This is a genomic window from Aeromonas sp. 6P (assembly GCF_051919525.1).
Lineage (GTDB): Bacteria > Pseudomonadota > Gammaproteobacteria > Enterobacterales > Aeromonadaceae > Aeromonas > Aeromonas veronii.
Genome location: NZ_JBQBEO010000002.1, coordinates 4,232,396 through 4,258,128 on the forward strand (window position 1 = coordinate 4,232,396; position 25,733 = coordinate 4,258,128).

Below are 25,733 nucleotides of genomic sequence, written 5' to 3' on the forward strand. Positions count from 1 at the left end.
GCCGCACAGGCGCTCTGGTGGCGTGGTATCCGGGCAAAAGAAAAACCCCGCCATCTGGCGGGGTTGCTTGCTATGGGGCTGGGTCAGATCAGCCGGTCGCTATGGCTGGCCGTCTCACCGACCGCCAGCTTGTAGGGGTTGAACCGGATCACCTCCTCCCCAGCCCAGTCGTTGATCTGCAGCAGGCTGGCCTTGAGGCTGTCCACCTCGTTCACATCGAACACCTGGGCGGCCTTGGTCACATCGCCGAACCCGCCAGTATTGTTCGGCATCACCCCCATCAGCTGGGGCGGTACCCGATGGGTCGCCAGCTGGTCGTCGCGGCTCACGTTCTTGATGGAGAGAAAATCATCCTTGGCCGCCACCTCGGCCACCGGGATCAGCTTTACCCCGTCCTTGCTGCCGTTCGGGGTGTAGAGCAACAGGTTGCGGAAGTTGCCGGGGCCCTTGCTCTGGCGCAACGCCTCTTTCAGCTTCTTGATGTCGTCCTCGTTCTGCACCGCGTCGGTGATATGCATGATGAACCCGGCATGGCTGCCGTTCTCGTAATACTTGCGGCGGAACAGCGTGGCCGACTCATTCAGCAGCGTCGAATTAAGGCCGCCAACATAGTCTGGGATCCCGTAAATCTCCTGGTTGATGTCGCTCTCCATCACATGACCAACCGACCCGATCGGCATCTGCTGCTCCTTCCCGGGCTGCGCAATCCACCAATAGGCATCGAGATCCAGCCCGCGCCTCACGTACTTGGCCCGCAGATGGTCATAGCGCAGCACCCCGCCCAGCCGGTTCTGCACCGCGTGGGGGTAGCAATTGCCGAAGATCAGATAGTCATTCACCAGCCCGGTGAACGCAGTCAGGCTCAGTTTGGGATGGGGCACAAAGCAAGAGCGCAAGATGTTGCGCTTCACCTGAATGGCCGAGGCATGATGCACCCCGGCACGATAAACCCGCGCCAGCCCCTGCAAACTCAGCGGCGGCTCATACCAGCGGCCGTTGTGCATCGCCTCCAGGTAATCGAACACCTCCCGCTGACTCAGCACCGGCACCGGCTCGCCAAAGGAAAACGCCTCGATCGCATCAGCGGCGGGCGCTTGGGTCGCCGTCACCGGCGGGGTCTTGCGCGGATTGCGGCGCTTTTTCATCAGTAGAACTCCATCATGCTGGTATTTGTACCGTTGGCGCCTGCCAGCGGCTCATGTAACAGGGCTTGCATCGTCGCCCAAGCAATATCGCCGTGGCTGACCTCTTCGGAACGGCTCGACTCAAAGGTCGGCATCTTGCCGGCGGTTACCCCACGGCGAATGCTCATAAACGCGGCAGCCAAATCATTCCACCCGCTATCAAACTCAAGTCGCCCCTTGTTCATCACGTCGAGCGCCTTCATGACCATGCGGATCTTCAAGCTCGGGTTGTACTGGATGGCAGTAACCGCCGGATAGAACACCTTCACATTCTGATAGACCCCCTCACCGATCCCCGTCGTGTCGATGCCGATATAGGCCACGTTATAGCGAATCGTCATCTGGCGGATGGCCTCAGCCTGCGCCGCAAAATCCATCCCTTTCCACTGGTGGCGCTCCAGCACCCGAAACTTGCCGCCGGGCACTGCGGGCGGCGCCAGCACGGCACAGCCTGCGCTGTCACCCTGCCCGCCCTTCGCCGGGTCATAACCGATCCACACCGGCCGGTTACCCATTGGCCGCATGGCAAAGTGTTTGTAGTCCTCCCACACCTCCCAGCTGTCAACCATGCACCGTTGCAGCATGGCGAGCGGGAACACGCTGGATGTGTCATCCATAAACTCGCACATCAGCAGGTTGAGGTATTCATCATCGGAATACTCGCTGCGCAGCTGGTCCAGGTCGAACAGGTCACAACCACCGCGCACCGCATCCTCAACCGTCACAATCTGCCGCCACTGACCATCCGGGCACAGCTTGCCGCTGGCCAGATTGGCGTGGCTAAGGTCAATCTCGACCCGATCGGCCTTCGCCTTGCCTCGGTTGAAGTTGGCACCAGACCAGAACGAATACGCGGGGTGTGACAGGCTGGAAGGGGTAGAAATGTAGGTCTGGCGCCACTTCTTGTGCATCGCCATGCCGGAGGCAACCTTGCGGAACTCCAGAAAGCCATGGATCCAAAAATACTCATCCATGTAGATGTTTCCATGGTAACTCTGCGCCGTGCGGGCGTTGGTGCCGAGAAAATACAGGTGCGCCCCGTTCGGCAGCACCATGGGGTCACCTTTCAGCTCGACCCCCTCCTCCTTGGCAAACTGGATGATGTACTGCTTGAACACATGGGCCTGCGCCTTGCTGGCAGACAAGAAAATCTGATTTCGGCCAGTCACCAGCGCGTCGATAAACGCCTCGAAGGCGAAAAAGTAGGTTGCCCCGATCTGGCGCGACTTGAGCAGGTCGCGGATCCGGTACTCAAGGCCAGCCTGATACCAAACCCGCTGATAATCGAACATCGTCGACTCGAACCGCTCGATCAGCCGCTCTTGCTGCTCGGGCTCCACCACATTCCGCTCGGGTGCCTTCTTCGGCCCCTTATTGCGGTTCGCCACCTTCGGGTTGAGATCGGCCTCATTGCCGCCGTTGCTATACCTGTTGACCCGGGCGACCCGCTCCAACTGGCGGCCAAGCAAGTCAATCTCCTTGAAATCGCCGCCGCTCTTCTGCTCCTTGGCGATCAGCTGGCACAACCGCGCCTCCAGCGCGCAATCGACCCGGTCAATCGGTTTGATGTCATCCCAGCCGTCGCGCTTCTTCCAGGTCGAAACAGTCCCCTCCGGCGTCTGCAGCAATTCAGCAATGGCGCGGAGCGGGTAGCCCTGAAAGAACAGGTGCATGGCCTGCCGTCTGGGTTCGATATGGGGGAAAAGTAAGGGTGCTGTAGTCATGGCGACAGCCTACCGCCCGTCAATGCCGAAAGGATGGCCGTGCGGGTGTGTAGGCGCGCCACACACCCGCAACCGATTGAAGGATCTAGCGCACCAGACAGACCATGAGCCCGACCAGAAACCCAATTCACAAAGGGATCCAAGCTCATGGCAAAGAAAGCGAAATTCAAGCGGGTGGCGGTAGCGGGCCAGACCACCGACGGCCGCACCATCGCGCCGGAATGGCTCACCCAGGCCTCCAAAAACTACAACCGCGAAAAGTACGGAGCCCGCGTAAATCTCGAACACCTGCGCAGCCTCTACCCTGACAGCGCATTTCGCGCCTATGGCGACGTGCTCTCCGTCTATGCCGAAGAAGTCGATATCGACGGCGAAAAGAAAATGGCCCTATTCGCAGATATCGACCCAACCGAAGACCTGATCAAACTGAACAAGGCCCGTCAGAAGGTCTACACCTCCATCGAGCTGGACCTCGACTTTGCCGGAACTGGCGAAGCCTATCTGGTCGGCCTCGCCGTCACCGACAGTCCGGCCAGCCTTGGCACCGAATACCTGCAATTCTGCGCAGGCGCTGGCGCCAACAGCCCGCTGGCTGCCCGCAAGCAGAAGCAAACAAACCTCTTTTCCAGCGCCATCGAAGCCGAAATCGAGTTCACCGAAGAGGGCGACAAAGGCCCGTCCCTGCTCGAAAAGGTCAAAGGCATGTTCACCCGCCGCGATCAGGCCAGCGGCGAGCAATTCGCTGACGTGCACCAAGCCGTCGAAGCCGTGGCCACCGAAGTGACCAACCTCGAAGAAAAGACCAAAGGGAAGTTCAACGAGCTGGCCAACACCGTCAACGAGCTGAAAAGCGCCGTCGCCAAAAACAGCGAGCTGGAAAAAGCCTTTAACGAGCTGAAAGCCTCGCTGGAACGCCAGGAAGATTTCAGCCACAAGCGCGATCCCGCCACCGGTGGCGATGGCACCACCACCGTAACCACCGATTGCTAAGGAGCATCATCAATGCGTAACGAAACCCGCGTGAAGTTCAACGAATACACCGGTCAGCTGGCCAAGCTCAACGCCATCACCAGCGCCATGGTGCAATTCAACGTGCAGCCGAGCGTCCAGCAGACGCTGGAAACCAAAATGCAGGAGTCGGTCGAATTCCTGCAGATGATTAACGTCATCCCGGTCAACGACATGAAAGGTGAAAAGGTGGGCGTGGGAATCAGCAGCACCATCGCCGGTCGCACCGACACCACCACCAAAGACCGCCAGCCCAACGATCCGAGCGCCCTCTATGACCACAGTTATGAGTGCGCCCAGACCAACTACGACACCATGATCGGCTATGCCAAACTGGATGCATGGGCCAAGTTCCCCGACTTCCAGACCCGCATCCGCGACGCCATCATCACCCGTCAGGGGCTTGACCGCATCATGATCGGCTGGCACGGCACCAGTGCCGTCAAAGACACCGATCGCAATGCCAACCCGCTGCTGCAAGATGTCAACATCGGCTGGCTGGAACATATCCGCCAGGACGCACCGGCCCAGGTCATGAAAGAGGTCAAGCCGGGCAGCGGCAAGATCTACATCGACCAGACCAATGGCGACTACAAGAACATCGACGCAGTGGTGTTCGACGTCGTCAGCGAAATGATCAAGCCGTGGTATCAGGACGACACCGATCTGGTGGTCATCTGTGGCCGCAAACTGCTGTCTGACAAGTATTTCCCCATCATCAACGACGCGGGCGACAATCAGAACAAGCTGGCCGCCCAAGTGCTGGTGAGCCAGAAGCAGATCGGCGGCCTCAAGGCCGTGCGCGTCCCCTTCTTCCCGGAAGATGCCCTGCTTGTCACCAAGCTTGAAAACCTCTCCATCTACTGGCAGGAAGGCGCCCGCCGCCGCCACATCGAAGAAGAGCCGAAGCGCAACCGCATCGTCAACTACGAAAGCTCCAACGATGCCTACGTGGTTGAGGATTACGACTGCGCGGCGCTGGTTGAAAACATCGTAATCGCACCGAAACCGGCCGCGTAAGGGGAACGACATGACATCACCCGCCCGCGCTCACCGCGAACGTATGCTGGCCGCCCTGCAAGGGGCGGCTTCTCCAGAACAGGACCGCACCGCCGCCAACGCCTACGAACTCCAGCTGATGCAGTTGGCAGAACACCGCCGCACCCTCAAGGGCATCCAGAGCATCGAGCGCAAGATTGACGCCAAGCGCACCATGCTGGCGACCTACAAACCGTGGATTGACGGCCTGCTGGCTGCCGATCGCGGCGGTCAGGATGACGTACTGGTGACCATCATGCTCTGGCACCTCGACACCGGCGATCTGGAAGGGGCCTTCAACATGGCCGACTACGTGATCCGCCATGGCCTCAACACCCCGGATCAATACGACCGCACCGCCCCCACCCTCATTGCCGAAGAGGTGGCAGACACCGCCATCAAACTGCAAGAGGCGGGCACCGGCCCAAGCTATGGCCTGCTCTCGGCCTACATCGAGCTGCTGAAAGGCTCGGACATGTTCGACCAGGTACACGCCAAGCTGCACAAGGCCGTGGGCCGTGCCGCACTGGCCGAAGGGTTCAAAGAGCCGGCAGCCGAGCACTACCGCCGCGCCCTCGAACTGCACGACAAAGTCGGCCTCAAGAAGGATCTGGAAGTGCTGGAACGGGAGATTAAGAAGCAGAAAACCGCAGAACTGCCAGTCGCCAGCGACGTTAGCGCAGCCTCTGTTACGGCACCGGCTATCGCCGAGGCCAGCCCGGAGCAAGAGCCAACCACCGAACAGCAAGGCCCCGCCGACGGCGAGACCAGCTAACCGAGCGTACCCCGCACCCTGGGCGGCTCGGGCCTGACGAATGCCAACGGCATACCAGACGGCCCGACCACCGCCCAACAAACAGGGCAGGGGCAAGGAGCCGCCATGACATCAGGATTTCTCCCCACCAATCCGACCAACAAAGACGAAGGCGAAGTATCCAGCGCCAAGTTCTGGCCGGTCATTAACCTCAACACCCTGCGCGCCATCATGCGCACCGACGGCACCATCACCACCGAACGGCTGCGCCATGCAGTGATTGACGCCGTCGCCGCCGTCAACAGCGATCTGAGCGGCTGGGCCATCAACCGCCAGGGCGAAGGATACGAGCAGCTGGCCGCCGTGCCATCCCAGACCGTCAACAACGAATCCGTGCTGGTTCACTGGTATCGCCGCGCCGTCTACAGCATGGCCCGCGCCAACCTCTACGAGCGTTACCTCGACAGCTCGGCCACCGCCGACGCCGTCAAAGACACCGACGCCCGCGACCAGACCGCAAACGACCTCTACCGCGACGCCCGTTTCGCCATCCGCGACATCCTTGGCGAAACCCACACCACGGTTGAGCTGATCTGATGCAACTGCGCGCCCAACAGGGGGAAACCCTCGACCTCATCATCAACCGGCACTACGGCTACACCGCGGGTATCACCGAACAGGTGCTGACCCTCAATCCGGGGCTGGCAGACAAGGGGCCCATCTTGCCGATGGGCACCCTCATCACCCTGCCGGATACCCCGACTCAGGCCGAAGCGCCCCTGATCCAGCTATGGGACTGACCATGAGCCGCCTCGACGACGAACTTGAACGACTGGCAGAGATCAGAGAGCAACAGCTCGCGGCAAAAATCCACGCAGCCCGCATCAGCGGCACCGGCCCCCACTACTGCATCGACTGCGACGACCCGATCCCGCAGGAGCGCAGAGAGGCGATCCGGGGCTGCGAACGCTGTACCGACTGCCAGACCATCCACGAATTTCAACACGACCGCCAATTCGGCGGCAGACGATAACAACAGCACCAGGAGAGCACGATGCCAGAACCTATCTCATCCAGTGCAGCAACCAGCGCCCTCACCGGTCTGGCCCTGCTGTCGCTATTCCCCGGCGTAGATCCCGGCGTGCTCCTTGGCGCCTTCGCCGGGGCGCTGGTATTCATCGCCACCACCGCCGAACTCGGCAACCTGCGCAAGGCGGGTCTTTTCATCGCCGCCTTTGTCGCCGGTGCGCTGGCGGCCCCGCTGGTTGCCGCCATGCTGGCCAGCGTCATGCCGCAAAGCGTCGAAGTACCCAAGGCCGTCGGCGCCCTGCTTGCCTCGGCGCTGGCCGTCCACCTGCTGCAGTGGATCTTGCGCAAAGCGCCGGATGAACTGCTCAACATCCGCAAAGGGGGCTGACATGCTGACCATCCTCTACACCCTGATCTGCGCCGCCATCGCCATCCGGCTGGTTACCTTCAACCGCAACGGGGGAGACTATCGCCCCCTCCCTGCCCTGCTGGCATGGGTCATCACAGTGGCGGCGGGCTCCGTGCCGCTGCGCGCCCTGCTCGGCGTCATGCCAACACCGGATCCAGCCGCCGTGCTGCTGGCCGCCGTGGTGCTCACCGCCCTGCTCGGCTCGCGCGGCTCGGTCATGCGCCTGCTGCCGCGCCGCCACCCGCGCCCAAGCCATGCCACTGACATCTACCGGAGGTATCAACCATGACCCTCAAAAAAGGCGCCATTGGCGCACCGGTGGCCGAACTGCAACAACTGATCACCCGGGCAGGCTACCAAGTAGCCGCCGATGGCTGGTTCGGTGACGCCACCGAGCAAGCCGTGCTCGCCTTCCAGCGCGATCACCTCATCGTTGCCATCGGGCAGGCAGGGCCGCGCACCATGGCCGCCCTGCGCGGGGCCGCCATCGGCAACCAGCTCACCATCACCGATCTGCAGCAAGCCGCCGATCGCCTCGGTGTCGAACTGGCCAAGCTCGCCGCCTTCGCCCAGGTCGAAGCCGCTGGCGAAGGGTTTGACGAATGCCAGCGCCCGCGCCTGCTGTTCGAGCGTCATGTGTTCTTCAAGCAGATCGCCAAGCAACAAGGCGAAGCCGAAGCCAACCGCCTCGCGGGCCTCTATCCGGCCCTCTGCAACACCAAGCGCGGCGGCTATCAGGGCGGCCCGGCTGAATGGGCCCGCCTGCAAACCGCCATGACCCTGCACCGCACCGCCGCCATCGAGTCGGCCAGCTGGGGCATGTTCCAGGTGATGGGCTACCACTGGCAGGCACTGGGCTACGCCTCGGCAGACGACTGGCTGGCCGCCATGCAGCAAAGCGAGCGCGAGCACCTGCGCGCCGTGGTCGGCTTTATCGAGCTGGATCCGGTGCTGCACAAGGCGCTCAAGGCAGGCAAGTGGAGCGACGTGGCCCGCCGCTACAACGGCCCCGCCTACAAAGAAAATCGCTACGACACCAAGCTGGCCGAGGCATACGACCACTTTGCCAAGGTCTATCCGGTGCAGGAGGTGGCAGATGCCACGGCCTAAGTGCGGTCACTTGGTCGGGAAAACCTGCACCAAGCTGGATGCGAAGTGTCTGGAACTGCGTTGGATTGGTGGCTGTCTGCTCTGCCCGTTCAGGGGAAGCAGCCAGAATAAGCCGCAACCAACGCCACCACCGAGGAAACCATGATGACCTTACTGCGCTCACCCATAGCATGGCTGCTGCTGGCCTTGGCCGTCACCCTGGGCGGCTGGGGCTGGTCGGCCCGCTCTGCCGCCAAGGCAGAGGGGCAGGTCTCAACCCTGCAAAGCGACCTCAAGGCCGCCGACGACAAGGCCAAAGAGGCCGCACTGCGGGAGAGCGCCAAAGACAGCACCATCAACACCCTCACCATCGAGCTGGCAGCGCAGGCCACCGCCGCCCAGCAGTTGCAGGGCCAGCTCGACCAGCTGGCCACCACCGCCGCCACCCGTGAACAAACCATCGCGAGGCTCAAACGTGAAAATGCTGAACTTAAGTCTTGGGCTGATCGCCCTCTGCCTGCTGCTGCTGTCGGCCTGCTCCAGCGCCCCGCCCTCACCGGCGCCGCAGATTATCAGGCTCACATGTCCCGCTCCGGCCCCCTGCCAGCTGCCGCCGGCGGATCCACTCAATAACGGCGATCTGCTCGACCTGCTGACCACCACAGAGGCCGCCTGGGCAACCTGCGCGGCAAAGGTCGATGACGTGATCCAGTGCAACCGGAGGCACCATGCTCAAACCAGCCGCAATCCGTGACGTGCTTGCCCGCTGCTCGCCGCAACTGGCACAAAACCCAGAGCGCCTGATCCTCACCGTGGGCGATGGCCGCATCGTTGCCACCGGCGCCCAGTCACTCTCGTTCGAGTGGCAATACCCGCTATCCATCGGCGTCATCGACTTTGCGGGCCACCCCGATCAGCTGGTCGTGCCGCTGCTGGCATGGCTGCGCCAACACCAGTCGGAGCTGTTCACCAACTCCGACAAGCGGGAGAACGCCATCAAGGTCGAGTCTGAACTGCTGGCCGGTGATCTCTACGACCTGCTGATCACCATACCCCTCACCGAGCGCGTCATCGTCACCCAGACAGAAGAGGGGATCGGCTGGCAGCACGTACCGGAACCGCCAGAAGACCCCTATGACGGCATCACCTGGGAACGCTTCACCAAAGAGGGGCAATAGCCATGGCCGCCGACGCCCTCCAGCAACTGGGCGACCAAGCCGCCGCCCTGCTCCAGCAACTCAGCGCCACCGAGCGCCGCAAGCTGGCTGCCGAACTGGCCCGCACCATGCGGGCCACCCAGGCAGAACGGATCCGCGCCAACAAACAGCCGGATGGCACCGCCATGACCCAGCGCAAACCACAGCCAAGGCTGCGCGATCGCCGCGGTGGCACCCGCCGCAAGATGTTCGCCAAACTGGTCAAGCCTGCATGGTTCAAGGCCACCGCCACCGCCTCCGAGGCCGCCGTTGAGTTCAAAGGCAGCGCCAACCGGCTCGCCACCGTCCATCACTTCGGCCTGCGCGACAAAATCAACGGCAAAGCGGTGCAATACCCAGAGCGCCAACTGATCGGCATCACTGACGCCGACATCGACAGCGTTGAAGACGCCCTGCTTAAACACCTCACCACCTAGCGCGGGTGTGTAGCGCCGCCACACACCCGCCGCCGCTGGTCAGCGCAAACGACGCCGCTACACACTCACCCTCATGAACATCATCGAGCTACTCAGCAAAATCGACGACCTGATCCGCATCGGCACCGTGACCGAAGTGCGATCCGGTGAATGCCGCGTCAAAACCAAGGGCAACCACACCAACTGGCGGCCCTATCTGGTGCTGCGCGCAGGTAAAACCCGCCGCCGCATGCGCCCGAGCGTCGGCGAGCAGGTGATCCTGTTAAGCCTTGGCGGTGACCTGCGCAACGCCTTTGTCTTGGCGGGCATCTACCAGGACGAACACCCAGAGCCGCTGGCCGACGATGACAACGACGATCTCGATGGCGTCGAATACCCGGATGGTGCGGTCATCAAATACAACCCGACCACAGGTGAACTCACCGCATCAGGCATCAAAACCGCCGCCATCACCGCCAGCGTGGCGGTCAAGCTGATCACCCCGCTGGTCGAATGCACCAAGGCGCTCAAGGTCGGCACCACCATCAGCGCTGGCGGCAAGATTACCGCTCCAAATGCCACCATAGGCGGCATCGAGGTCACCACCCACAAGCACAAAGACACCATGCCGGGCAGCGGCACCAGCGGGGGCCCCGTATGAACTGGCAGGGCATGAATGCAGCCAATGGCCGCGCCATCAGCGAGACCGCCCACATCCTGCAATCGGTGCGGGATATTCTCACCACCCCTATCGGCACCCGCATCATGCGCCGAGACTACGGCAGCGAGATATTCAGCCTTATCGACCAGCCCCAGCACGGCGCGACGCGCCTGCGCCTGATGGCCGCCACCGTTCACGCGCTCACCCTCTGGGAGCCGCGCATCCGCATCACCAAGGTCGAGATTGGCGCCCCTGAACTGGGCGGCGGCTGCGCCGTCACCCTTACATGGCGCCGCGCCGACAACGGCCTGCTCGAATCCGGCACCGTCCAGCTACCGACCGGAGCAACCTCATGAACATCATCGACCTCTCCAAACTGCCCGCCCCGGATGCCGTCGAGCTGCCCGACTACGAGGCCATCCTTGCCGAGCGTAAAGCGGCGCTGATCGCCCTCTATCCGGCAGACCAGCAGGCAGCTATCACCGCCACGCTGGCGCTCGAATCGGAACCCATAACCAAACACCTGCAAGAGAGCGCCTACCGTGAGCTGATCCTGCGCGGCCGCATCAACAGTGCCGCAGTGGCCAATATGGTGGCATGGTCAAAAGGCAGTGATCTCGATGGACTGGTCGCAAACTGGGATGTCGAACGGCTGGTCGTGCAACAGGGTGACGACACCGCCACCCCGCCGATCACCACCATCATGGAAAGTGACGAAGCCCTGCGCGAACGTTCTCTGATGGCGTGGGATGCCATGAGCACCGCAGGCCCGCGCGGCGCCTACGAATTTTGGGCCCGCTCGGCAGATGGTCGCATCATCGACGCCAAAGCCATCAGCCCCAGTCCGGCCGTCGCCGTGGTCACCATCATCAGCAGCGAGGGCAACGGCACCGCCAGCGATGAACTGCTCGCCAAAGCCACCGCCGAATGCAGTGACGAAGACCGCCTGCCGGTTGCCGACCGCCTCACCGTGCAGAGTGCGGGCATTCTGACCTACACCATCACCGCCAAACTGCACATGGATCTCACCGGAGCCGAGGCCGAACTGGCACTGACCGCCGCCCGCGACGCCTTGGCCGCATGGGTCAACCCGCGCAAACGGATCGGCGTGCGCATCGCGCGCTCGGGATTGATGCCGTGCTGCATGTGCCGGGCGTCGTCTGGGTTGAGCTGGTCGGCTGGACCGACATCATCCCGACCGACACCCAGGCAGCCTACTGCACCGGCTACACCGTCGAGGTCGCACCATGACCGACCTGTTGCCACCCTCTGCCACGCCGACCGAACGCAAGCTGGCCACCGTCAACGCCAAAGCCTGCGACCTGCCGGTCGATGTGTTGCGCACCCTCTGGAACCCGCACACCTGCCCGGTCTGGCGCCTGCCGAGTCTGGCCGCCGAGCGGTCGGTCGATCGCTGGGATGAAAACTGGCCGGAAGCCACCAAGCGCAAGGTCATTGCCAACGCCCCGTTCGTGCACCGCCACAAGGGCACCGTCGGCGCCATTCGCCGCGCCGTCGAACCCCTCGGCTACCTGATCCGCGTGTTGCACTGGTACCAAGAAACCCCGAACGCAAAGCCGGGCACCTTCAAGCTCGATGTCGGCGTGCTCGACACCGGCATCAACGATCAGATGTATGCCGAGCTGGAACGGCTCATTGACGACGCCAAGGGGCTGACCCGCCACATGACGGGGCTCGCCATCAGCATGGAAACCCGTGGCCAGCTCTATCTGGGCGCAGCCTGCCACCTGGGCGAAGAACTCACCGTTTACCCCTATCAGCCGGGGCCAATCGTGGTATCAGGCCGCGAGGTATATGGCGCCGCCGTGCACACCATCGACATCACCAGCATCAGCTCGGAGGCTGGCGACTACCACTTCAACAAATGGGCCGCTGCCGTTGAAACCGGCTGCACCCTTGGCTTTACGGAGATAACTAATGGCGTCCATTAACCAGGGCGATGACGCAGTTGCTCGGCTTGATGCTGCCGTCACTGCGTTTGAAGAGATCATAACTGGGCCAGAAGGGCAAACAGTTGCGGTGCCGGGTAAAAACCCACAACCGACCCTGGCTGAACGGGTCAAGCAGAACCTCAAGCCAAGCACAGACGCGGCGGCAGGTTTTGCCACGCAGGCAGCCGCCAGCGCCAAAGCGGCAGATGAATCAGCCAAACAGGCAGCACAAATCTCCGGGCTTGACACTGTAGCGGATGCCATTGGCCTAGCGGCCATGCCGATGCCAGACGTGTGGTCACCGCTTGTTGATAGCCTGCGATTGGTTACAGGAAAGGGTAAGGAAATCAAGATTAGTGATGAGGTAGTCTCCAGAAGATGGGAGTTTGAACGGCTTAGCGCAGCGACAGAGCGCCAGAAAGATGGCAAGTTGCGCCTGGTGCCAGCCGGTGAGCCGCGTTACGAGGGGGGCGCATTGGTCAAGGAGCGAGGTTCAACAAACCTTTACTTCCCTCACGATGGCTCATCGGGTTGCAGTGCCGTAAGAGGTAGCGTTGTCACGTCTGCAGGGTCTGGGTTACTTGGCGAGACATCTACCGTTAAGTATGTTGAAGATTCAACTAACGGATCTCACTACCTGTGGGGCAAAAACCTTTCGGGATTTAATGTCGGTGATGAGGTTTCTATAAGTGTAGAGCTTGTCCCATTGAAGGTAGGGCTTACAGCAATTCAGCTGGGATGCAACACTTTCACTGACGTGAAGGCGAACCTTAATTTGTTACCTTCCGATATTGGCAAGCCGATCGTTATAACGCATAAATCAACGGTTACCGGAACAACAGTTCAACCGTATGTTTGGCCGATTCTTGGAGGTAATCAAAACTGGCAGGGTGACGGTTCTACAGTGTTTGAACTTCTTTCTATTCAAGTTGAGAAAGGCCCGCCAACATCCTTAATCCCGACAACCACGGCGGCTGCAACCCGAGCCGCTGAATCTGTATGGCTGCCGGGACCGGCAAACTCGCCTGGGTACGGCAAGAGTCGAACCTATGCGTTTGAGTTCGAGTTGATTAGTCCTAGTGCGAGTGGATATATAACTTTTATCTGTGACGGCGCTTACCCGACGCGCACCTTTTTAGGGATATGGAGTGATGGCCAATTACAGGCAAGTAACGACTATGTTAAGGCATACACTACTCAGTACACCTTGAAAAAGAGAAATGTTATCTCCGCCTCGTTCGATTACGACGGCGGCTACGTCATGTTCAGCCTTAATGGTGGGCCGATCGTGAAGTCCTCCGTCCCTTGTGCCGTCAAACCTGGGCAAGCTGAGGTTTCTTATGAGCGACTTGAAATTGGAACATTAGGGAACGGAGGCCATCAGTGCAGCGTCCGAATCCGCAACTTCAGGCAGTGGAATCGCCCATCGCCTGAGGCGCAACTCCGGGCCATCAAATGACCCGCCACTACTGCACGGGGCTTGGCCCCGTCTCTCCTGGTACTAACCGCTGCTGCCAGCAGCACGACCATGACTATGGCGCCAAATGCGCGGTATCCCGCGCCGAGGCTGACCGGCGCCTGCGTCAATGCATGACTGCCAATGGCAAGCCTGTGCTGGCTTGGTTGTTATGGGCCGCCTGCCGCATTGGCGGCGGGTATTTCTGGAAGGATAAACCACATGGAACTGATTGATCTTTATCTCAAGGCGGGCAGCAAGTCTGCCATGACTATCGCCCTCAAGGCCGCCGGTTTCACCCAAGACAGCGAGAGCGGAACCTTGTATCGCCAGGGTTCTGATATCAGCGTGATTGGCACAATTTACCAGCCGACAGGTGAAACCACGATCGTTGATGGTGAGTCAGTGCCAGTGATGGAAGCCATGCCTGGCTACCACGTCAATGTGCGAACCACCTCGGAAGAACTGGCCGCTGCCCTCTATGAGCTGCGCACCTACCCAGAAACCCCTGTCCGCAAGTGGGCATAAGGAGCTCCAATGGCAAACTTTTTTGCAATACTGACCAATGCGGGAGCAGCCAAACTGGCCAACGCTGTCGCGCTCGGCATTCCTCTTAAACTGACCGAGATGGCCGTGGGGGATGGTAATGGTCAGGTGGTCACCCCGAATCCGGCCGCGACAAAGTTGGTCAACGAAAGGCGCAGAGCTCCGCTCAACGCCCTGTTTGCTGACCCGCTCAATGCCAGCCAGCTGGTATCGGAACAGATCATTCCGGAATCGGTCGGCGGGTGGTGGATCCGTGAGCTAGGGGTCTATGATGAGGCGGGTACACTGATCGCAATGGCCAACTGCCCGGATACCTACAAGCCGCAGCTGTCAGAAGGCTCCGGCCGAACTCAGGTTATCCGCATGGTGCTGATCGTCAGCGATACCAGCGCCGTCGAGCTAAAGATTGATCCCGCCGTGGTGCTGGCAACCCGCAAGTATATCGATGACGCGATGACGGTACACAAGGATAGTCGAGATCACCCTGAAGCCAGCGAAAAAGAAAAGGGATTTTCACGCTTTGCCACAGAACAAGAAGCAACTCCAACAAGTGAAAAGGAAGCTAGCAAATCTTTAGCTGCCAGCATCGCCCGTGTTTTTACTGTGCTGCGTTCTGCTGCTGCTAATGCCTCAGAGACCACGCGAGGATCACTACGCATTGCCACAAAAACTGAGGCTACCGATGCTGCAGATGGAGATCTCGCTGTACCACCAAAACATTTACCTGCTGTGATTGCTAAATATTCCCCTGTGTCTGGCGGTTATCGCGCGCTAAAAATATTTACTGATGTTAACTCAGTAAATATCGCCATTTCTGCTGAGCGGTTAATGCTTGATAGTGTTAGCGGTGACGGAGTTTTTTTAGCTAAAAATGTTTCAGTCACTGCTGAGGCCAGCGCGTCTGGCATAAATGGCCTGGACACAGGGGCGCTTGCCGCAGGTACGTGGTATAGCGTATGGGTTATTTATAACGGTACTGAATTATCATCGCTACTTTCATTATCTGCTACGTCGCCAACTATGCCAGACGGCTACACGCATCGGATACGAGTGGGGTGGATAAAAACGACTGCTACAGCTACCATCATTCCATTTATTCAATGCGATAATATAATTCAGCTGAAAAATCCCGTGCAGATTGCATCAGGGGCACAATCTGCGATGGTAGCAGTCCCTGCTGCTCCAACATCATATAGTGTGCGTGTCGGTGTCTCGTGGGTGGGCAACTCAGCGGTAGCATGTTATACGTATGTAGCTCCAGATAACACTAGTGGCTATACAGATTTAAATGCTCCAGCTTCTATCCGGCAATCATCCGGCTTGGGCTCCTCATCAGCATCAATTTCATGTGATGTAATTATGACTGTCCCGCAAAAGGTATATTACTCATCAAACACGGGCGGTAGCGCATATTTTTATGGGTGGAGAGATGCAATATGATTGGTTATGCGATAAGAAATGATCTCTCAGCATGGCGCGCTGTTCAATCGCGCGATGATGTTGCGGCAGATGAATATTATAGTGAAACTCCAGTGGCTATCAAAACAAACCAAACTATTGACCTTGTTGAATCGCAAAGACTTATTGCGTATTCGGATCCAATAACTGGCTCTGACCGTTATTTTTCAGAGGCATCACGTCTGACTGCAATGACAGCGCCAGCAGAGGATATCGCCGCCGCTATAGCTGCAGGCATCACCCGTGCCTCAGAGATAGCAGCCATGTATCCATGGCCAGCAAATAATCAATCAGAGTGAACGATCCACCACCCCGCCCTGTGCGGGGTGTTTTCTTTCTGCCTGCCACCGTCTGCGGGTGTGTAGTGGCCCCACACACCCGCGCCAACTCGCCCAACCTGCGCCGCCCCTGCATCCTGACCGTGCTCATATTGATCACTTCAGATCACTCCGTCCGGACACAGGAGAACCGCCACTATGGCACTCGACAGTTACCACCACGGCGTGCGCGTCGTCGAAGTCAACGAAGGCACCCGCACCATCCGCACCATTGCCACCGCCGTGATCGGCCTGCTTGGCCATGCGGAAGATGCCGACGCCACCACCTTCCCGCTCAACACCCCGGTCATCATTACCGACGTGCAAAAAGCCGTTGGCAAAGCTGGCACCCAGGGCACTCTAGCCAAAGCACTGCAAGCGATCGCCGACACCGTCAACACCATTACCATCGTCGTGCGCGTTGCCAAAGGCGCCACCGACGAAGAGACCACCTCCAACGTCATCGGCGCCGCCAAGCCGGATGGCAGCTATACCGGCCTCAAGGCACTGCAACGGGCCAGCTCTGCCACCGGCATCACCCCGCGCATCATCGGCGCACCGGGGCTCGACACCCTGCCGGTCGCCACCGAACTGGCCGCCGTGGCGGTCAAGCTGCGCGCCTTCGCCTACGTTTCAACCCACGGCTGCAACACCCCGACCGAGGCGCTGGCCTACCGCCAGAACTTCGGCCAGCGCGAAGTCATGCTGGTGCATGGCGACTTCAAAAAGTGGGATACCGCAGCCAATGCAGAGGCGCCAGTCTGGGCCACCGCCAAAGCCATGGCCATGCGCGCCAAGATTGACAAAGAGGTTGGCTGGCATAAAACCCTCTCCAACGTCGCCGTCACTGGCGTACAAGGGCTGACCAAGCAAGTGTTCTGGAGTCTGCAAGACCCCGATACCGACGCGGGCCTGCTCAACGAAAAAGACATCACCTGCCTGATCCAGTCCGAAGGGTTCCGTTTCTGGGGCTCCCGCACCTGCTCGGATGATCCACTGTTCCAGTTCGAGAACTACACCCGCACCGCGCAAATCCTCGCCGACACCATCGCCGAGGCCCACATGTGGGCGGTAGACAAGCCGATGACCCCCACCCTGGTCAAAGACATCATCGAAGGCATCAAGGCCAAGGGCCGCGAGCTGGTCAGCCTCGGTTACCTCATCGGTTTCGACTGCTGGTACAACGAAGAGGTCAACGACAAAGACACCCTCAAGGCGGGCAAGCTTTACATCGACTACGACTACACCCCCGTGCCGCCGCTTGAAAACCTCATGTTCCAGCAGCGCATCACCGACCGCTATCTGGTCGACTTCGCCGCCCGCGTGGCCGCAGCATAAGGAGCATCAACAATGGCACTGCCAAGAAAGGTCAAACAGCTCAACATCTTCATCGACGGCACCAACTGGATTGGTGAAGCGGAAGATTTCACCTTTGCCAAACTGTCGCGCAAGTTCGAATCCTATCGCGGCGGCGGCATGCCGGGCGCCGTCAATATCGACATGGGGCTCGATGACAGCGCACTCGACACCGAGTTCACCATGGGCGGCTACAACGCCGAGATCGTCGGCAAGATGGGCAGCAGCAAAATCGACGGCGTCATGCTCCGCTTTGCGGGCTCCATCCAGCGTGACGACATTGCCGAAGTACAGCCGGTCGAAATCGTCACCCGCGGCCGCATGAAAGAGATCGACTGGGGCACCGCCAAAGTCGGCGACAACAGCCAGGCCAAGGTCAGCATGGTCAACACCTACTACAAGCTGACCATCAACGGCCAAGTCATCCACGAAATCGATCTGGTCAACATGATCGAAATCGGCCCCGATGGCGTCGACCGCATGGAAGCACACCGCAAGGCCATCGGCCTCTAATCCACCCAACCACATCCGGGCGGCACTGCCGCCCGTTACTACATAGCGAACAGGAAAAACACCATGGAACAGAAAGAAATCACCCTCGACACCCCCATCCAGCGCGGCGAAACCACCCTCAACAGCCTGATTGTCCGCAGCCCGAAAAAGGCAGGCCACCTGCGCGGGCTCAACACCATGGACATCGTCCAGATGAACGTCGACACCCTCATCAAACTGCTGCCACGCATCACCGACCTGACCGAAAAAGAAGTGGGCGACATGGACCCGGCTGATCTGCTCAAAGCCGGGGTAGTGGTGGTCGGTTTTTTGATGGGCTCGCAGCAGGAGGCTTACCTCACTGCATAGACGACCTGATGGCCGACTTGGCCATCATCGTCCACTGGCCACCGTCAGAGATGGACGCCATGGAGCTCGACGAGCTGATGGGCTGGCACCAACGCCTTGTTGAGCGATACAACCACATCAACGGGGCAGAAGAATCATGAGCACCCTCAAGTTACAAATCCTGCTCGGGGCGGTGGACAAACTCACCGCCCCCCTCAAGGCCGTCACCGGCCAAAGCCGTATTACCGCCAAAGACCTCGCCGACGCCAAGACCAAAGTCCGCGATCTGGAGCGCCAGAGCGCGCAGATTGACGGCTATAAAAAACTGGGTGCCCAGATCGGCGTCACCAAGGCCCAGCTAAAACAGGCCGAAGGCACCTTCAACGACCTGCAACGCAAGATTGCCGACACCCCCAAACCAACCCGCCTGATGATCAACGAGCTCAACAAGGCCGAACGCGCCTTCAACCAGCTCAAGACCAAACAGGGGGAAATGATCACCCGCCACGGCCAGCTGGGCGAAGAGATGCGCAAGACCGGCATCAAGACGGGCAACCTGAGCGAAGCACAGCGCCGCCTCAAAACCGATCTGGCCGCCGCCAATACCACCCTCGACGCCCAACGCACCAAGTTGGGCCAGTTGGCCGATCAGCAAAAGCGCATGAATCAGGTCAAAGCCAACTACCGCCAGACCCAAGAGCTACGCGGCCAGCTCGCCGGTCATGGCGCCGGAGCTATTGCAGCAGGCACTGCAATGGGGTTGCCGGTGTTGAGCGCAATCAAGGAGTACACCAGCTTTGAAGATGCAATGAAGGGGGTCGCTAAGCAGGTGGATGGCGCCCGCGACGACAACGGAAACCTGACCAGCGTTTACTACGACATGGCCAAGCAGATAAAGGCCATATCAGAAGAGCTGCCACAGGTGAACGGCGCGATAGACATAGCCCGCTTGGTTGAAGGGGCTGCCCGCATGGGCGTGCAGGGTCAAGGCAACCTGCTCAACTTTGCCAAAACAGCCGCTAAGGCGGCCACCGCATTTGAACTGCCAGCAGATCAGCTCGCCGAAGACATGGGCAAGATTGCCAACCTCTACAAGATCCCTATCAGCAACATCGAGCAACTCGGTGATGCAATCAACTTCCTTGACGATAACGCCCAGTCAAAGGGGGGTGACATCATCAACGTGCTGCAAAGGATGGGCGGCGTGGCAGACAAACTTGACTTCAAGAAAGCCGCCGCGCTCGGGTCAACGTTCTTAAGCCTAGGTGCTGCGCCTGAAGTAGCCGCAAGCGCTGCCAATGCAATGGTGCGAGAGCTATCGATTGCAACCATGCAAGGTGACAGATTTGAAGCTGGTCTAGAGATGCTGGGGCTGGATGATAAGGCCCTGCAGAAAGCCATGAGCAAAGATGCCATGGGCACCATCACCAATGTGCTGGAAAAAATAAAGAAGTTGAAAGCGGAAGACCAGATGACGGTCACCACTCAGCTATTTGGCAAGGAGTACGGCGATGATGCGGCCAAACTCGCCAACAATCTGGATGAGCTCTATCGCCAGTTGAAACTGGTGAATGCAGAAAAATCTAAGGGGTCGATGCAACGCGAGTCAGACATAGACAAAGACTCGCTTTCATCACAATGGCTGCTGCTGAAAGCAGGGATCGGAAACCTGCAATCATCGCTGGGCGAGCAGCTACGTGGTTCGCTGATGGACATCATCGGCTACATCCAGAAAACTGTCGGAGCCGTAAGAAAATGGGTAGAGGCAAACCCTGCACTGGCAAACACCTTGGTGAAGGTGGCCGCAGTAACATCCGTTATCGCCATTGCTTTCGGCGGTCTGTCGCTGGCCGTCGCCGCCCTGCTCGGCCCGATGGCCATCATGAAACTGACATTCGGGGTGCTGGGGGTCACCTTCGGCGGGCTGCTTGGTGGCATCACCGCGATTCTGGCTCCATTGGCAATCTTTGCCGCAGTAGGGATTGCCATCATCAAGTTCTGGGAACCCATCAGCGCATTTTTCAGCGGCCTATGGCAGGGCATCATGACAGGGCTTGCCCCCGTCTTTGACGCCTTCAAGCCGTTCGCCCCGCTGCTTGATGGCATCAGTAGCGGCGTCAAAACCCTATCGGGCTGGTTTGGCGACCTGCTTGAGCCGATCAAGTTCTCGAAAGAGACGCTGGAAGGGTTCGGCAGTGCCGGCCAGATCGTCGGTCGCATCCTGGGCGAAGCCTTCAATCTGGCCCTCACCCCGCTCAAAGCCTTCTTGAAGGGCATCGAGTGGCTGCTCGAATCGCTCGGCATCCTCGAAACCAAGAAGATCCCGAAGTTTGAGATCCCAGTGGCTAACCCTACCGGTTATCAAACAGGCAATGGCAGCGGCGCATTCGCACTGGCTGGGGCCAGTGGATACGGTCCACGTATTGTCGAACCGGCGCGGATAAAGCCAGCCAACAAACAGATCATCGACAACTCAGTCAACAGCCCGATCCACGTATACCCGCAGCCAGGGCAGAGCCCGCAGGATGTGGCGAAAACAGTACGGGATGAAGTGATGAAGATGCAGCGAGAGGAAAGAGCAAAAGGGAGGGCATCACTCCGTGATAACAGCTGACCAAGTGTGGACTTTCCCCCAAAACAGACATAGCGGGCCGCGCTGGCCCGCCTTACCCTGTGTCGGTGCGTGGCTGGTGAGATTGCCATCAATGGCGCTTGCCGCAGTTGTTAGGATGTTGCTCATTGCGCAAGGTTGCGCGATACTGCGCAAGCAACGGCAAAATCCGTTGTCGGGATTGGTCTCCCGAATCCATAGAAGCGCACAACACGCGCCTGCGTGTTTTTTTGTGCGGCCCAGTTGTACCTGTCAGTTATGGCGGGCTGGGCGGGAGCCCTTCGGGGCGCCGGGTTCTTCTGTGGCCGGTAAGACCAATCTCGCTCAGTTCGCCACCAGTAAGATTGGTCTCTTCAGTGGCGATCCACTTCCACAGAAGGATCATGCCATGAGCACTATCACCACCTTTACCCCTGCCGACATCATCAGCCTCAACCATGGCCAGCCCATGACCACCTCCATCAAGGTGGCCGAAGTCTTTGGCAAGCGTCATGACAACGTACTGCGCAAAATAGAAAGTCTGGGTTGCTCACCTGAATTTACTGCCCTCAATTTTGAGGTTTGCTCTAAAAACAATGAGTTACAGAACGGTAAGCCGATTCCGTTCTACAACATGACCAAAGACGGCTTTATCTTTCTGGTCATGGGCTTCACCGGCAAACAGGCCGCCGCCATCAAAGAGGCGTACATCAACGCATTCAACTGGATGGCAGCCCAGCTCGCCGCCCGCACCCAACCGGACTACGCCAACCCCCTCGCTACCATCGACAACTACACCAGCATGTTGCGCAAGGCAGACCGTGACAACGTGCTGCTCGAACGCCAGCTCGAAGATCGCCTCTTCCTGCTGATGGAAGAGATGAACCGCCTGCGCGACGACATGCGCGCCATCCACCGTAACCACACCATCGCCCGCGATCTGGCTGACCATATCGGCATCACCGCCCGCTTCGCGCTGCCAAGAAGGAGTTGACCATGATGATGACCTTGGGCTGGTTCGTGTTCCAGCGCAGCACCTTCGCCCCCCAGTCACAACAGGATGACCGCGCATGGCGCCACCCGGGCAATCCTCGGGTCGGCGCCCGTCCGGCCTACCAGTTCACCGGGCCGGATGATGAAACCACCGTGCTATCCGGCACCCTCTACCCTGAACTGACGGGCGGGCCGGTCACCCTCGACCTGCTCCATGAAATGGCCGCCACCGGCAAAGCCTTCCCCCTGATCCAGGGGGATGGCGTGATGCGGGGCTATTTCGTCATCGAGCGCACCAGCGTCACCCGCTCCGAATTTTTCTCGGACGGCGCCGCCCGCAAGCTGGATTTCACCATGAACCTCAAGCGGGTGGACGACGACGAAAACACCCTGGGCAACAAGCTGATGGGGCGCGCCATCGGTGGCATCGCCAGTCGGCTGGGCATCAGCAACATCGTCGGCACCATCGGCAACAAGATCGGGGGGCTGCTGTGAGCCTGACAGATAACGTGGTAACGGCTGTCACCAGCACCCTGACCAGCCAGCTGGGGCAATTCAGCATCACCGGGGCCGATCATCCGGCCCCGGCTTACCAGCTGCTGATCGACGGCCAGGATGTTTCCGCCACTATCCGGCCCCGCCTGATAAGCCTCAACATCAACGACAATCGCGGGTTTGAAGCCGACACCATCGACATCGAACTCGACGACAGCGATGGCAAGCTGGCCATGCCGCGCCGTGGCGCCAGAATGCGCGTCATGATCGGCTGGCAGGGCCAACCGCTGGTTGATAAGGGGGAGTTCACAATCGACGAGGTGGAGCACACCGGCACACCGGACAAGCTCACCATCCGGGGCAAATCTGCCGATCTGCGCGGCAACCTCAACAAGCTGCGCCAGACCAGCTATCACCAGCAGACCGTCGGCAGCATTATCGACGCCATCGCCCAGCGCCACGGGCTGATCCCCGCCTGCGCCGAACGCTTCAAGGGCATGCAGATTGACCACATCGACCAGCAGAACGAAAGCGATCCCGCCTTCCTCACCCGCTTGGCCGGTCAATGCGGCGCCATCACTACCGTCAAATCGTGGCGACTGCTCTTTATCGGCCAGGGCAAGGGGCTCACCGCCAGCGGCAAACCGCTCCCCTCCGTCACCATCACCCGCCAGGACGGCGATCAGCACCGCTTCGCCGTCGCTGACCGTGACGCTTACACCGGAGTCGCGGCCAACTGGCACGACCCGAAGAAGGCCACCACCGAGGGCACGACCCTCAAGCGCAAACGCAAGAAGAAGCCAAAGCCGGAACAGGAACTACCGAGTGACACCACCGTCGACAAAGAGGGCCGCGAGCTGCTGATTGGCGACAGTGGGAACGTCAAAGTGCTGCGCCACATCTACGCCAATAAAACAAACGCCCTGCGCTACGCCCGCGCCGAGTGGGAACGGCTGCAACGTGGCGTTGCCGAGTTCGAGATCACCCTCGCCAAAGGCCGCCCCGAGCTATACCCGGAACAACCCACCACAGTCAGGGGATTCAAGCCGCAGATCGACGAGGCTAACTGGGTGCTGACCAAAGTCAGCCACAGCCTGAGCAACAGCGGATACACCAACACCATCAACCTCGAAGTCGCCATCGACGACCTGCCGGAAGTCGAGGAGTAACCAAGCCCAAAACAAAAAGGCGGCAGAGCCAACGCTCTGCCGCCTTTTCCGATCATCAGATTTCACTGCCGCCATTTTGCCGCCACTTGGGGCCATAAAAACGTAAGGCCATCCGATTGGATGGCCTTAAGTCATTGAATTCTAATGGTGCCCGGGGTCGGACTCGAACCGACACGGTTATTCACCGGCGGATTTTGAATCCGCTGCGTCTACCGATTTCGCCACCCGGGCAACTGCGAGGGATTATACGAATGGCGCGATGCCATGCAAGGTGTTTTTCGATTGAACACTCCCGTTTGTTCATTTATTCAACGCATTGCCGATGCGGGGCCAGTTACATAGAATGCCGCCATCATCTTAATGGAATAAAAACGATGGCCAAGCCTAAAAAAGTCCAACAAAAATCCCCCTCTCCCGCCACTCAGCCATACCCGTCAGCGGGTCTGCTGCGTCGCCTCGGCGCCCTGATCTATGATGCGCTGGTGGTGACTTCGCTGCTGATCATCGCCGGCTTTATCGGCATGGGTGTCGCCAAGCTGTTGCTGGTCACCGGCATGGCCAGCGTACCGGCGGGTGAAGATACCGTCTGGTTGCTGACCCGCCACCACCTAAGCCTGATCTACACCCTGTGGCTCGCCTTCGTCATCTGTGGTTTCTACACCTGGTTCTGGACCCGCGCTGGCCAGACCGTCGGCATGCGCGCCTGGCGGCTGCGCATTCAGAACGAAGATGGCAGCCACATCCGCGTTACCCAGGCGCTGATCCGTCTCGCCACTGCCGCCTTTGGTCTGGGCAACCTGATGTGCCTGTTCAACCGCCAGCGCCCGCGGGCGTTTCAGGATATCTGGGCCGAGTGCGAAGTGATCGTGCTGAGCAAAGAGGCAAATCTGGAATTGCTTAACAAGTAATACCGGAGCAATGCAGCAACGAAAGAGGGCACCAACAGGTGCCCTCTTTGCATTTCCTCATAACCTCGTGCGGATTACTGCTTGCGGCTGAGGATGTAGAAGGAGATACCGCCAAACAGCAGGCTGGGCGCGATAGCCGCCAGAATGGGCGGTACCGCATAGACCAGACTGATGGGGCCAAACACCCGATCACTCACATAGACGGCAAAGCCGGTCATGATCCCCATCAGCATCCGAGCCCCCATGCTCACCGAGCGTAGCGGGCCAAAGATGAAGGAGGAGGCCAGCAGGATCATCGCCACCACCGAGAGCGGTGACAGCAGTTTGCGCCACATCTCCAGCTTGTAGCGACCGGCATCCTGCTTGTTGGCATCGAGATAGCCGATGTAGTCGAGCAGACCGGAGACCGAGAGGTTCTCGGGGTCGATACTCACCACCCCCAGCTGTTTGGGCGTCAGCTCCGAGCTCCACTCCATCTTGTCGTGCTGTTCGCTGCGGATCTGCGCCGGGTCGTCGAAGCGGGTAACCTGGGTCTGCTTGAGCAGCCAGTGGTGACGCTCGAACACACCCTCCTGCGCCTGCACCACATCGATCAGCTTGCGCTCGGGGGTGAAGCGATAGAGGGTGATGCCGGTGAGGGCGCCATCGTTGCGCACCCCGTTGATATTGACGAAGTTGTTGCCATCGCGAGCCCACACCCCATAAACAGAGATAGTCAGACGTCCTTCGGAAATCGCACCAGCTCTAATATCTTCGGCCATCCGCTTGGCGATAGGGGCCACATATTCCCCCATCAGCCCCACCATGATCATCAGCGGGATCGCCGTCTTGAGCGCCGCCATTACAATACTGATCTTGGAGCGACCCGCCGCCTGCATCACTACCAGCTCGGAGCTGGTCGCCAGCTGACCCAGACCAATCAGGCCACCCAGCAGCGCGGCCAGCGGGAAGAAGAGCACCGCCTCCTTGGGCATGGAGAGCAGCACATAGTAGAGGGCGTTGATCATGTCGTAGTTGCCGTCACCGACCGACTTGAGCTGCTCCACATACTTGATGAGCCCCGCCAGACCAACGAGCGTGATTTCACACAGCAGGATCGACATGAAAATGACCCGACCGATATACCTATCGAGAATGCCAAACAT

32 protein-coding genes, 1 tRNA gene and 1 pseudogene are annotated in these 25,733 nt (G+C 59.6%); 30 read left to right on the plus strand and 4 right to left on the minus strand.

The genetic code is table 11. The features are described from left to right. Positions 1-83 precede the first annotated feature (83 nt). Positions 84-1,145: a phage portal protein gene (locus ACTG2J_RS19680; protein ID WP_330124715.1), complete on the minus strand. Its 1,062-nt coding sequence runs from the start codon at positions 1,143-1,145 to the stop codon at positions 84-86. Beyond that, entirely contained in the window at positions 1,145-2,908 is a 1,764-nt protein-coding gene (locus tag ACTG2J_RS19685; protein WP_439997814.1) for a terminase ATPase subunit family protein, read from the minus strand. The genes ACTG2J_RS19680 and ACTG2J_RS19685 overlap by 1 nt, the downstream gene beginning before the upstream one ends. Positions 2,909-3,055: 147 nt before the next feature. Between ACTG2J_RS19685 and ACTG2J_RS19690 the strand changes: the two genes are divergently transcribed. The 29 genes and pseudogenes from ACTG2J_RS19690 to ACTG2J_RS19830 all read left to right on the plus strand — a co-directional run bounded on the left by ACTG2J_RS19690 (position 3,056) and on the right by ACTG2J_RS19830 (position 23,680). Then, on the plus strand, positions 3,056-3,898 hold the full coding sequence (locus ACTG2J_RS19690) for a GPO family capsid scaffolding protein (protein ID WP_439997815.1): 843 nt from the start codon (positions 3,056-3,058) through the stop codon (positions 3,896-3,898). Between the two features lie 12 nt (positions 3,899-3,910). Further along, positions 3,911-4,936, plus strand: a complete 1,026-nt coding sequence (locus ACTG2J_RS19695; protein ID WP_439997816.1) for a phage major capsid protein, P2 family — start codon at positions 3,911-3,913, stop codon at positions 4,934-4,936. 10 nt (positions 4,937-4,946) lie between these two features. Further along, positions 4,947-5,729, plus strand: coding sequence for a phage terminase small subunit (gene gpM, locus ACTG2J_RS19700; protein ID WP_330124719.1), 783 nt, complete (start codon positions 4,947-4,949; stop codon positions 5,727-5,729). 105 nt (positions 5,730-5,834) lie between these two features. Next, on the plus strand, positions 5,835-6,305 hold the full coding sequence (locus ACTG2J_RS19705; RefSeq protein ID WP_376902007.1) for a head completion/stabilization protein: 471 nt from the start codon (positions 5,835-5,837) through the stop codon (positions 6,303-6,305). After that, entirely contained in the window at positions 6,305-6,508 is a 204-nt protein-coding gene (locus ACTG2J_RS19710) for a tail protein X (protein ID WP_159144500.1), read from the plus strand. The genes ACTG2J_RS19705 and ACTG2J_RS19710 overlap by 1 nt, the downstream gene beginning before the upstream one ends. Before the next feature lie 2 nt (positions 6,509-6,510). Next, complete coding sequence (locus tag ACTG2J_RS19715) at positions 6,511-6,741, plus strand: TraR/DksA C4-type zinc finger protein (protein WP_167565885.1); 231 nt, start codon at positions 6,511-6,513, stop codon at positions 6,739-6,741. Between the two features lie 21 nt (positions 6,742-6,762). Next, entirely contained in the window at positions 6,763-7,125 is a 363-nt protein-coding gene (locus ACTG2J_RS19720) for a putative holin (RefSeq protein WP_439997817.1), read from the plus strand. Between the two features lies 1 nt (position 7,126). Then, positions 7,127-7,435: a phage holin family protein gene (locus ACTG2J_RS19725; protein WP_439997818.1), complete on the plus strand. Its 309-nt coding sequence runs from the start codon at positions 7,127-7,129 to the stop codon at positions 7,433-7,435. Next, positions 7,432-8,256 (plus strand): N-acetylmuramidase domain-containing protein, encoded by an 825-nt coding sequence (locus ACTG2J_RS19730; protein WP_439997819.1) that lies wholly within the window; start codon positions 7,432-7,434, stop codon positions 8,254-8,256. Before ACTG2J_RS19725 ends, ACTG2J_RS19730 begins: the two co-directional genes overlap by 4 nt. A 141-nt stretch (positions 8,257-8,397) precedes the next feature. Then, positions 8,398-8,868: an Rz-like lysis system protein LysB gene (gene lysB, locus ACTG2J_RS19735; protein WP_439997820.1), complete on the plus strand. Its 471-nt coding sequence runs from the start codon at positions 8,398-8,400 to the stop codon at positions 8,866-8,868. Further along, a complete protein-coding gene (gene lysC, locus ACTG2J_RS19740) occupies positions 8,762-8,989 on the plus strand; it encodes an Rz1-like lysis system protein LysC (protein ID WP_236760672.1) in 228 nt (75 codons plus the stop codon). The genes lysB and lysC overlap by 107 nt, the downstream gene beginning before the upstream one ends. Beyond that, entirely contained in the window at positions 8,964-9,413 is a 450-nt protein-coding gene (locus ACTG2J_RS19745; RefSeq protein WP_439997821.1) for a phage tail protein, read from the plus strand. The genes lysC and ACTG2J_RS19745 overlap by 26 nt, the downstream gene beginning before the upstream one ends. Before the next feature lie 2 nt (positions 9,414-9,415). Continuing rightward, entirely contained in the window at positions 9,416-9,868 is a 453-nt protein-coding gene (locus ACTG2J_RS19750; protein WP_439997822.1) for a phage virion morphogenesis protein, read from the plus strand. Between the two features lie 73 nt (positions 9,869-9,941). Next, complete coding sequence (locus ACTG2J_RS19755) at positions 9,942-10,508, plus strand: phage baseplate assembly protein V (protein WP_439997823.1); 567 nt, start codon at positions 9,942-9,944, stop codon at positions 10,506-10,508. 11 nt (positions 10,509-10,519) lie between these two features. Continuing rightward, a complete protein-coding gene (locus tag ACTG2J_RS19760) occupies positions 10,520-10,864 on the plus strand; it encodes a GPW/gp25 family protein (RefSeq protein WP_439997824.1) in 345 nt (114 codons plus the stop codon). Further along, positions 10,861-11,759 (plus strand): annotated as a pseudogene (locus tag ACTG2J_RS19765) (baseplate J/gp47 family protein). Before ACTG2J_RS19760 ends, ACTG2J_RS19765 begins: the two are co-directional and overlap by 4 nt. Further along, positions 11,756-12,460: a phage tail protein I gene (locus ACTG2J_RS19770; protein WP_439997825.1), complete on the plus strand. Its 705-nt coding sequence runs from the start codon at positions 11,756-11,758 to the stop codon at positions 12,458-12,460. The pseudogene ACTG2J_RS19765 and the gene ACTG2J_RS19770 overlap by 4 nt, the downstream one beginning before the upstream one ends. Continuing rightward, a complete protein-coding gene (locus ACTG2J_RS19775; protein ID WP_439997826.1) occupies positions 12,447-13,919 on the plus strand; it encodes a phage head spike fiber domain-containing protein in 1,473 nt (490 codons plus the stop codon). The genes ACTG2J_RS19770 and ACTG2J_RS19775 overlap by 14 nt, the downstream gene beginning before the upstream one ends. A gap of 219 nt (positions 13,920-14,138) precedes the next feature. Further along, complete coding sequence (locus ACTG2J_RS19780) at positions 14,139-14,444, plus strand: hypothetical protein (RefSeq protein ID WP_439997827.1); 306 nt, start codon at positions 14,139-14,141, stop codon at positions 14,442-14,444. Positions 14,445-14,453: 9 nt separating this feature from the next. Continuing rightward, on the plus strand, positions 14,454-15,902 hold the full coding sequence (locus ACTG2J_RS19785) for a phage tail protein (protein WP_439997828.1): 1,449 nt from the start codon (positions 14,454-14,456) through the stop codon (positions 15,900-15,902). Next, entirely contained in the window at positions 15,899-16,219 is a 321-nt protein-coding gene (locus ACTG2J_RS19790) for a hypothetical protein (RefSeq protein ID WP_439997829.1), read from the plus strand. Before ACTG2J_RS19785 ends, ACTG2J_RS19790 begins: the two co-directional genes overlap by 4 nt. Positions 16,220-16,396: 177 nt before the next feature. Further along, positions 16,397-17,575 carry a phage tail sheath protein gene (locus tag ACTG2J_RS19795; RefSeq protein ID WP_439997830.1) on the plus strand — a complete coding sequence of 393 codons (1,179 nt, stop codon included), beginning with the start codon at positions 16,397-16,399 and terminating at the stop codon, positions 17,573-17,575. A gap of 12 nt (positions 17,576-17,587) precedes the next feature. After that, positions 17,588-18,106: a phage major tail tube protein gene (locus ACTG2J_RS19800; protein WP_167573843.1), complete on the plus strand. Its 519-nt coding sequence runs from the start codon at positions 17,588-17,590 to the stop codon at positions 18,104-18,106. 63 nt (positions 18,107-18,169) lie between these two features. Continuing rightward, complete coding sequence (locus tag ACTG2J_RS19805) at positions 18,170-18,454, plus strand: phage tail assembly protein (RefSeq protein ID WP_439997831.1); 285 nt, start codon at positions 18,170-18,172, stop codon at positions 18,452-18,454. Between the two features lie 8 nt (positions 18,455-18,462). Continuing rightward, positions 18,463-18,594: a GpE family phage tail protein gene (locus ACTG2J_RS19810; protein WP_439997832.1), complete on the plus strand. Its 132-nt coding sequence runs from the start codon at positions 18,463-18,465 to the stop codon at positions 18,592-18,594. After that, positions 18,591-21,047 carry a phage tail tape measure protein gene (locus tag ACTG2J_RS19815; protein WP_439997833.1) on the plus strand — a complete coding sequence of 819 codons (2,457 nt, stop codon included), beginning with the start codon at positions 18,591-18,593 and terminating at the stop codon, positions 21,045-21,047. Before ACTG2J_RS19810 ends, ACTG2J_RS19815 begins: the two co-directional genes overlap by 4 nt. A 385-nt stretch (positions 21,048-21,432) precedes the next feature. Further along, a complete protein-coding gene (locus ACTG2J_RS19820; protein WP_279454102.1) occupies positions 21,433-22,017 on the plus strand; it encodes a Rha family transcriptional regulator in 585 nt (194 codons plus the stop codon). A 2-nt stretch (positions 22,018-22,019) separates the two neighbouring features. After that, a complete protein-coding gene (locus ACTG2J_RS19825; RefSeq protein ID WP_159142678.1) occupies positions 22,020-22,511 on the plus strand; it encodes a phage tail protein in 492 nt (163 codons plus the stop codon). After that, positions 22,508-23,680 (plus strand): phage late control D family protein, encoded by a 1,173-nt coding sequence (locus tag ACTG2J_RS19830; RefSeq protein WP_439997834.1) that lies wholly within the window; start codon positions 22,508-22,510, stop codon positions 23,678-23,680. The genes ACTG2J_RS19825 and ACTG2J_RS19830 overlap by 4 nt, the downstream gene beginning before the upstream one ends. 145 nt (positions 23,681-23,825) lie before the next feature. Here ACTG2J_RS19830 and ACTG2J_RS19835 read toward each other — a convergent pair. Beyond that, positions 23,826-23,911, minus strand: a tRNA-Leu gene (locus ACTG2J_RS19835). Between the two features lie 143 nt (positions 23,912-24,054). On the opposite strand from ACTG2J_RS19835, the gene ACTG2J_RS19840 reads away from it, so the two are divergent. Beyond that, complete coding sequence (locus ACTG2J_RS19840; RefSeq protein WP_162628446.1) at positions 24,055-24,588, plus strand: RDD family protein; 534 nt, start codon at positions 24,055-24,057, stop codon at positions 24,586-24,588. Positions 24,589-24,662: 74 nt separating this feature from the next. Here ACTG2J_RS19840 and lptG read toward each other — a convergent pair whose 3' ends face one another. Beyond that, the gene (gene lptG / locus ACTG2J_RS19845; RefSeq protein ID WP_164535868.1) at positions 24,663-25,733 is read right to left on the minus strand and encodes an LPS export ABC transporter permease LptG; all 1,071 of its coding nucleotides are present in this window, start codon (positions 25,731-25,733) and stop codon (positions 24,663-24,665) included.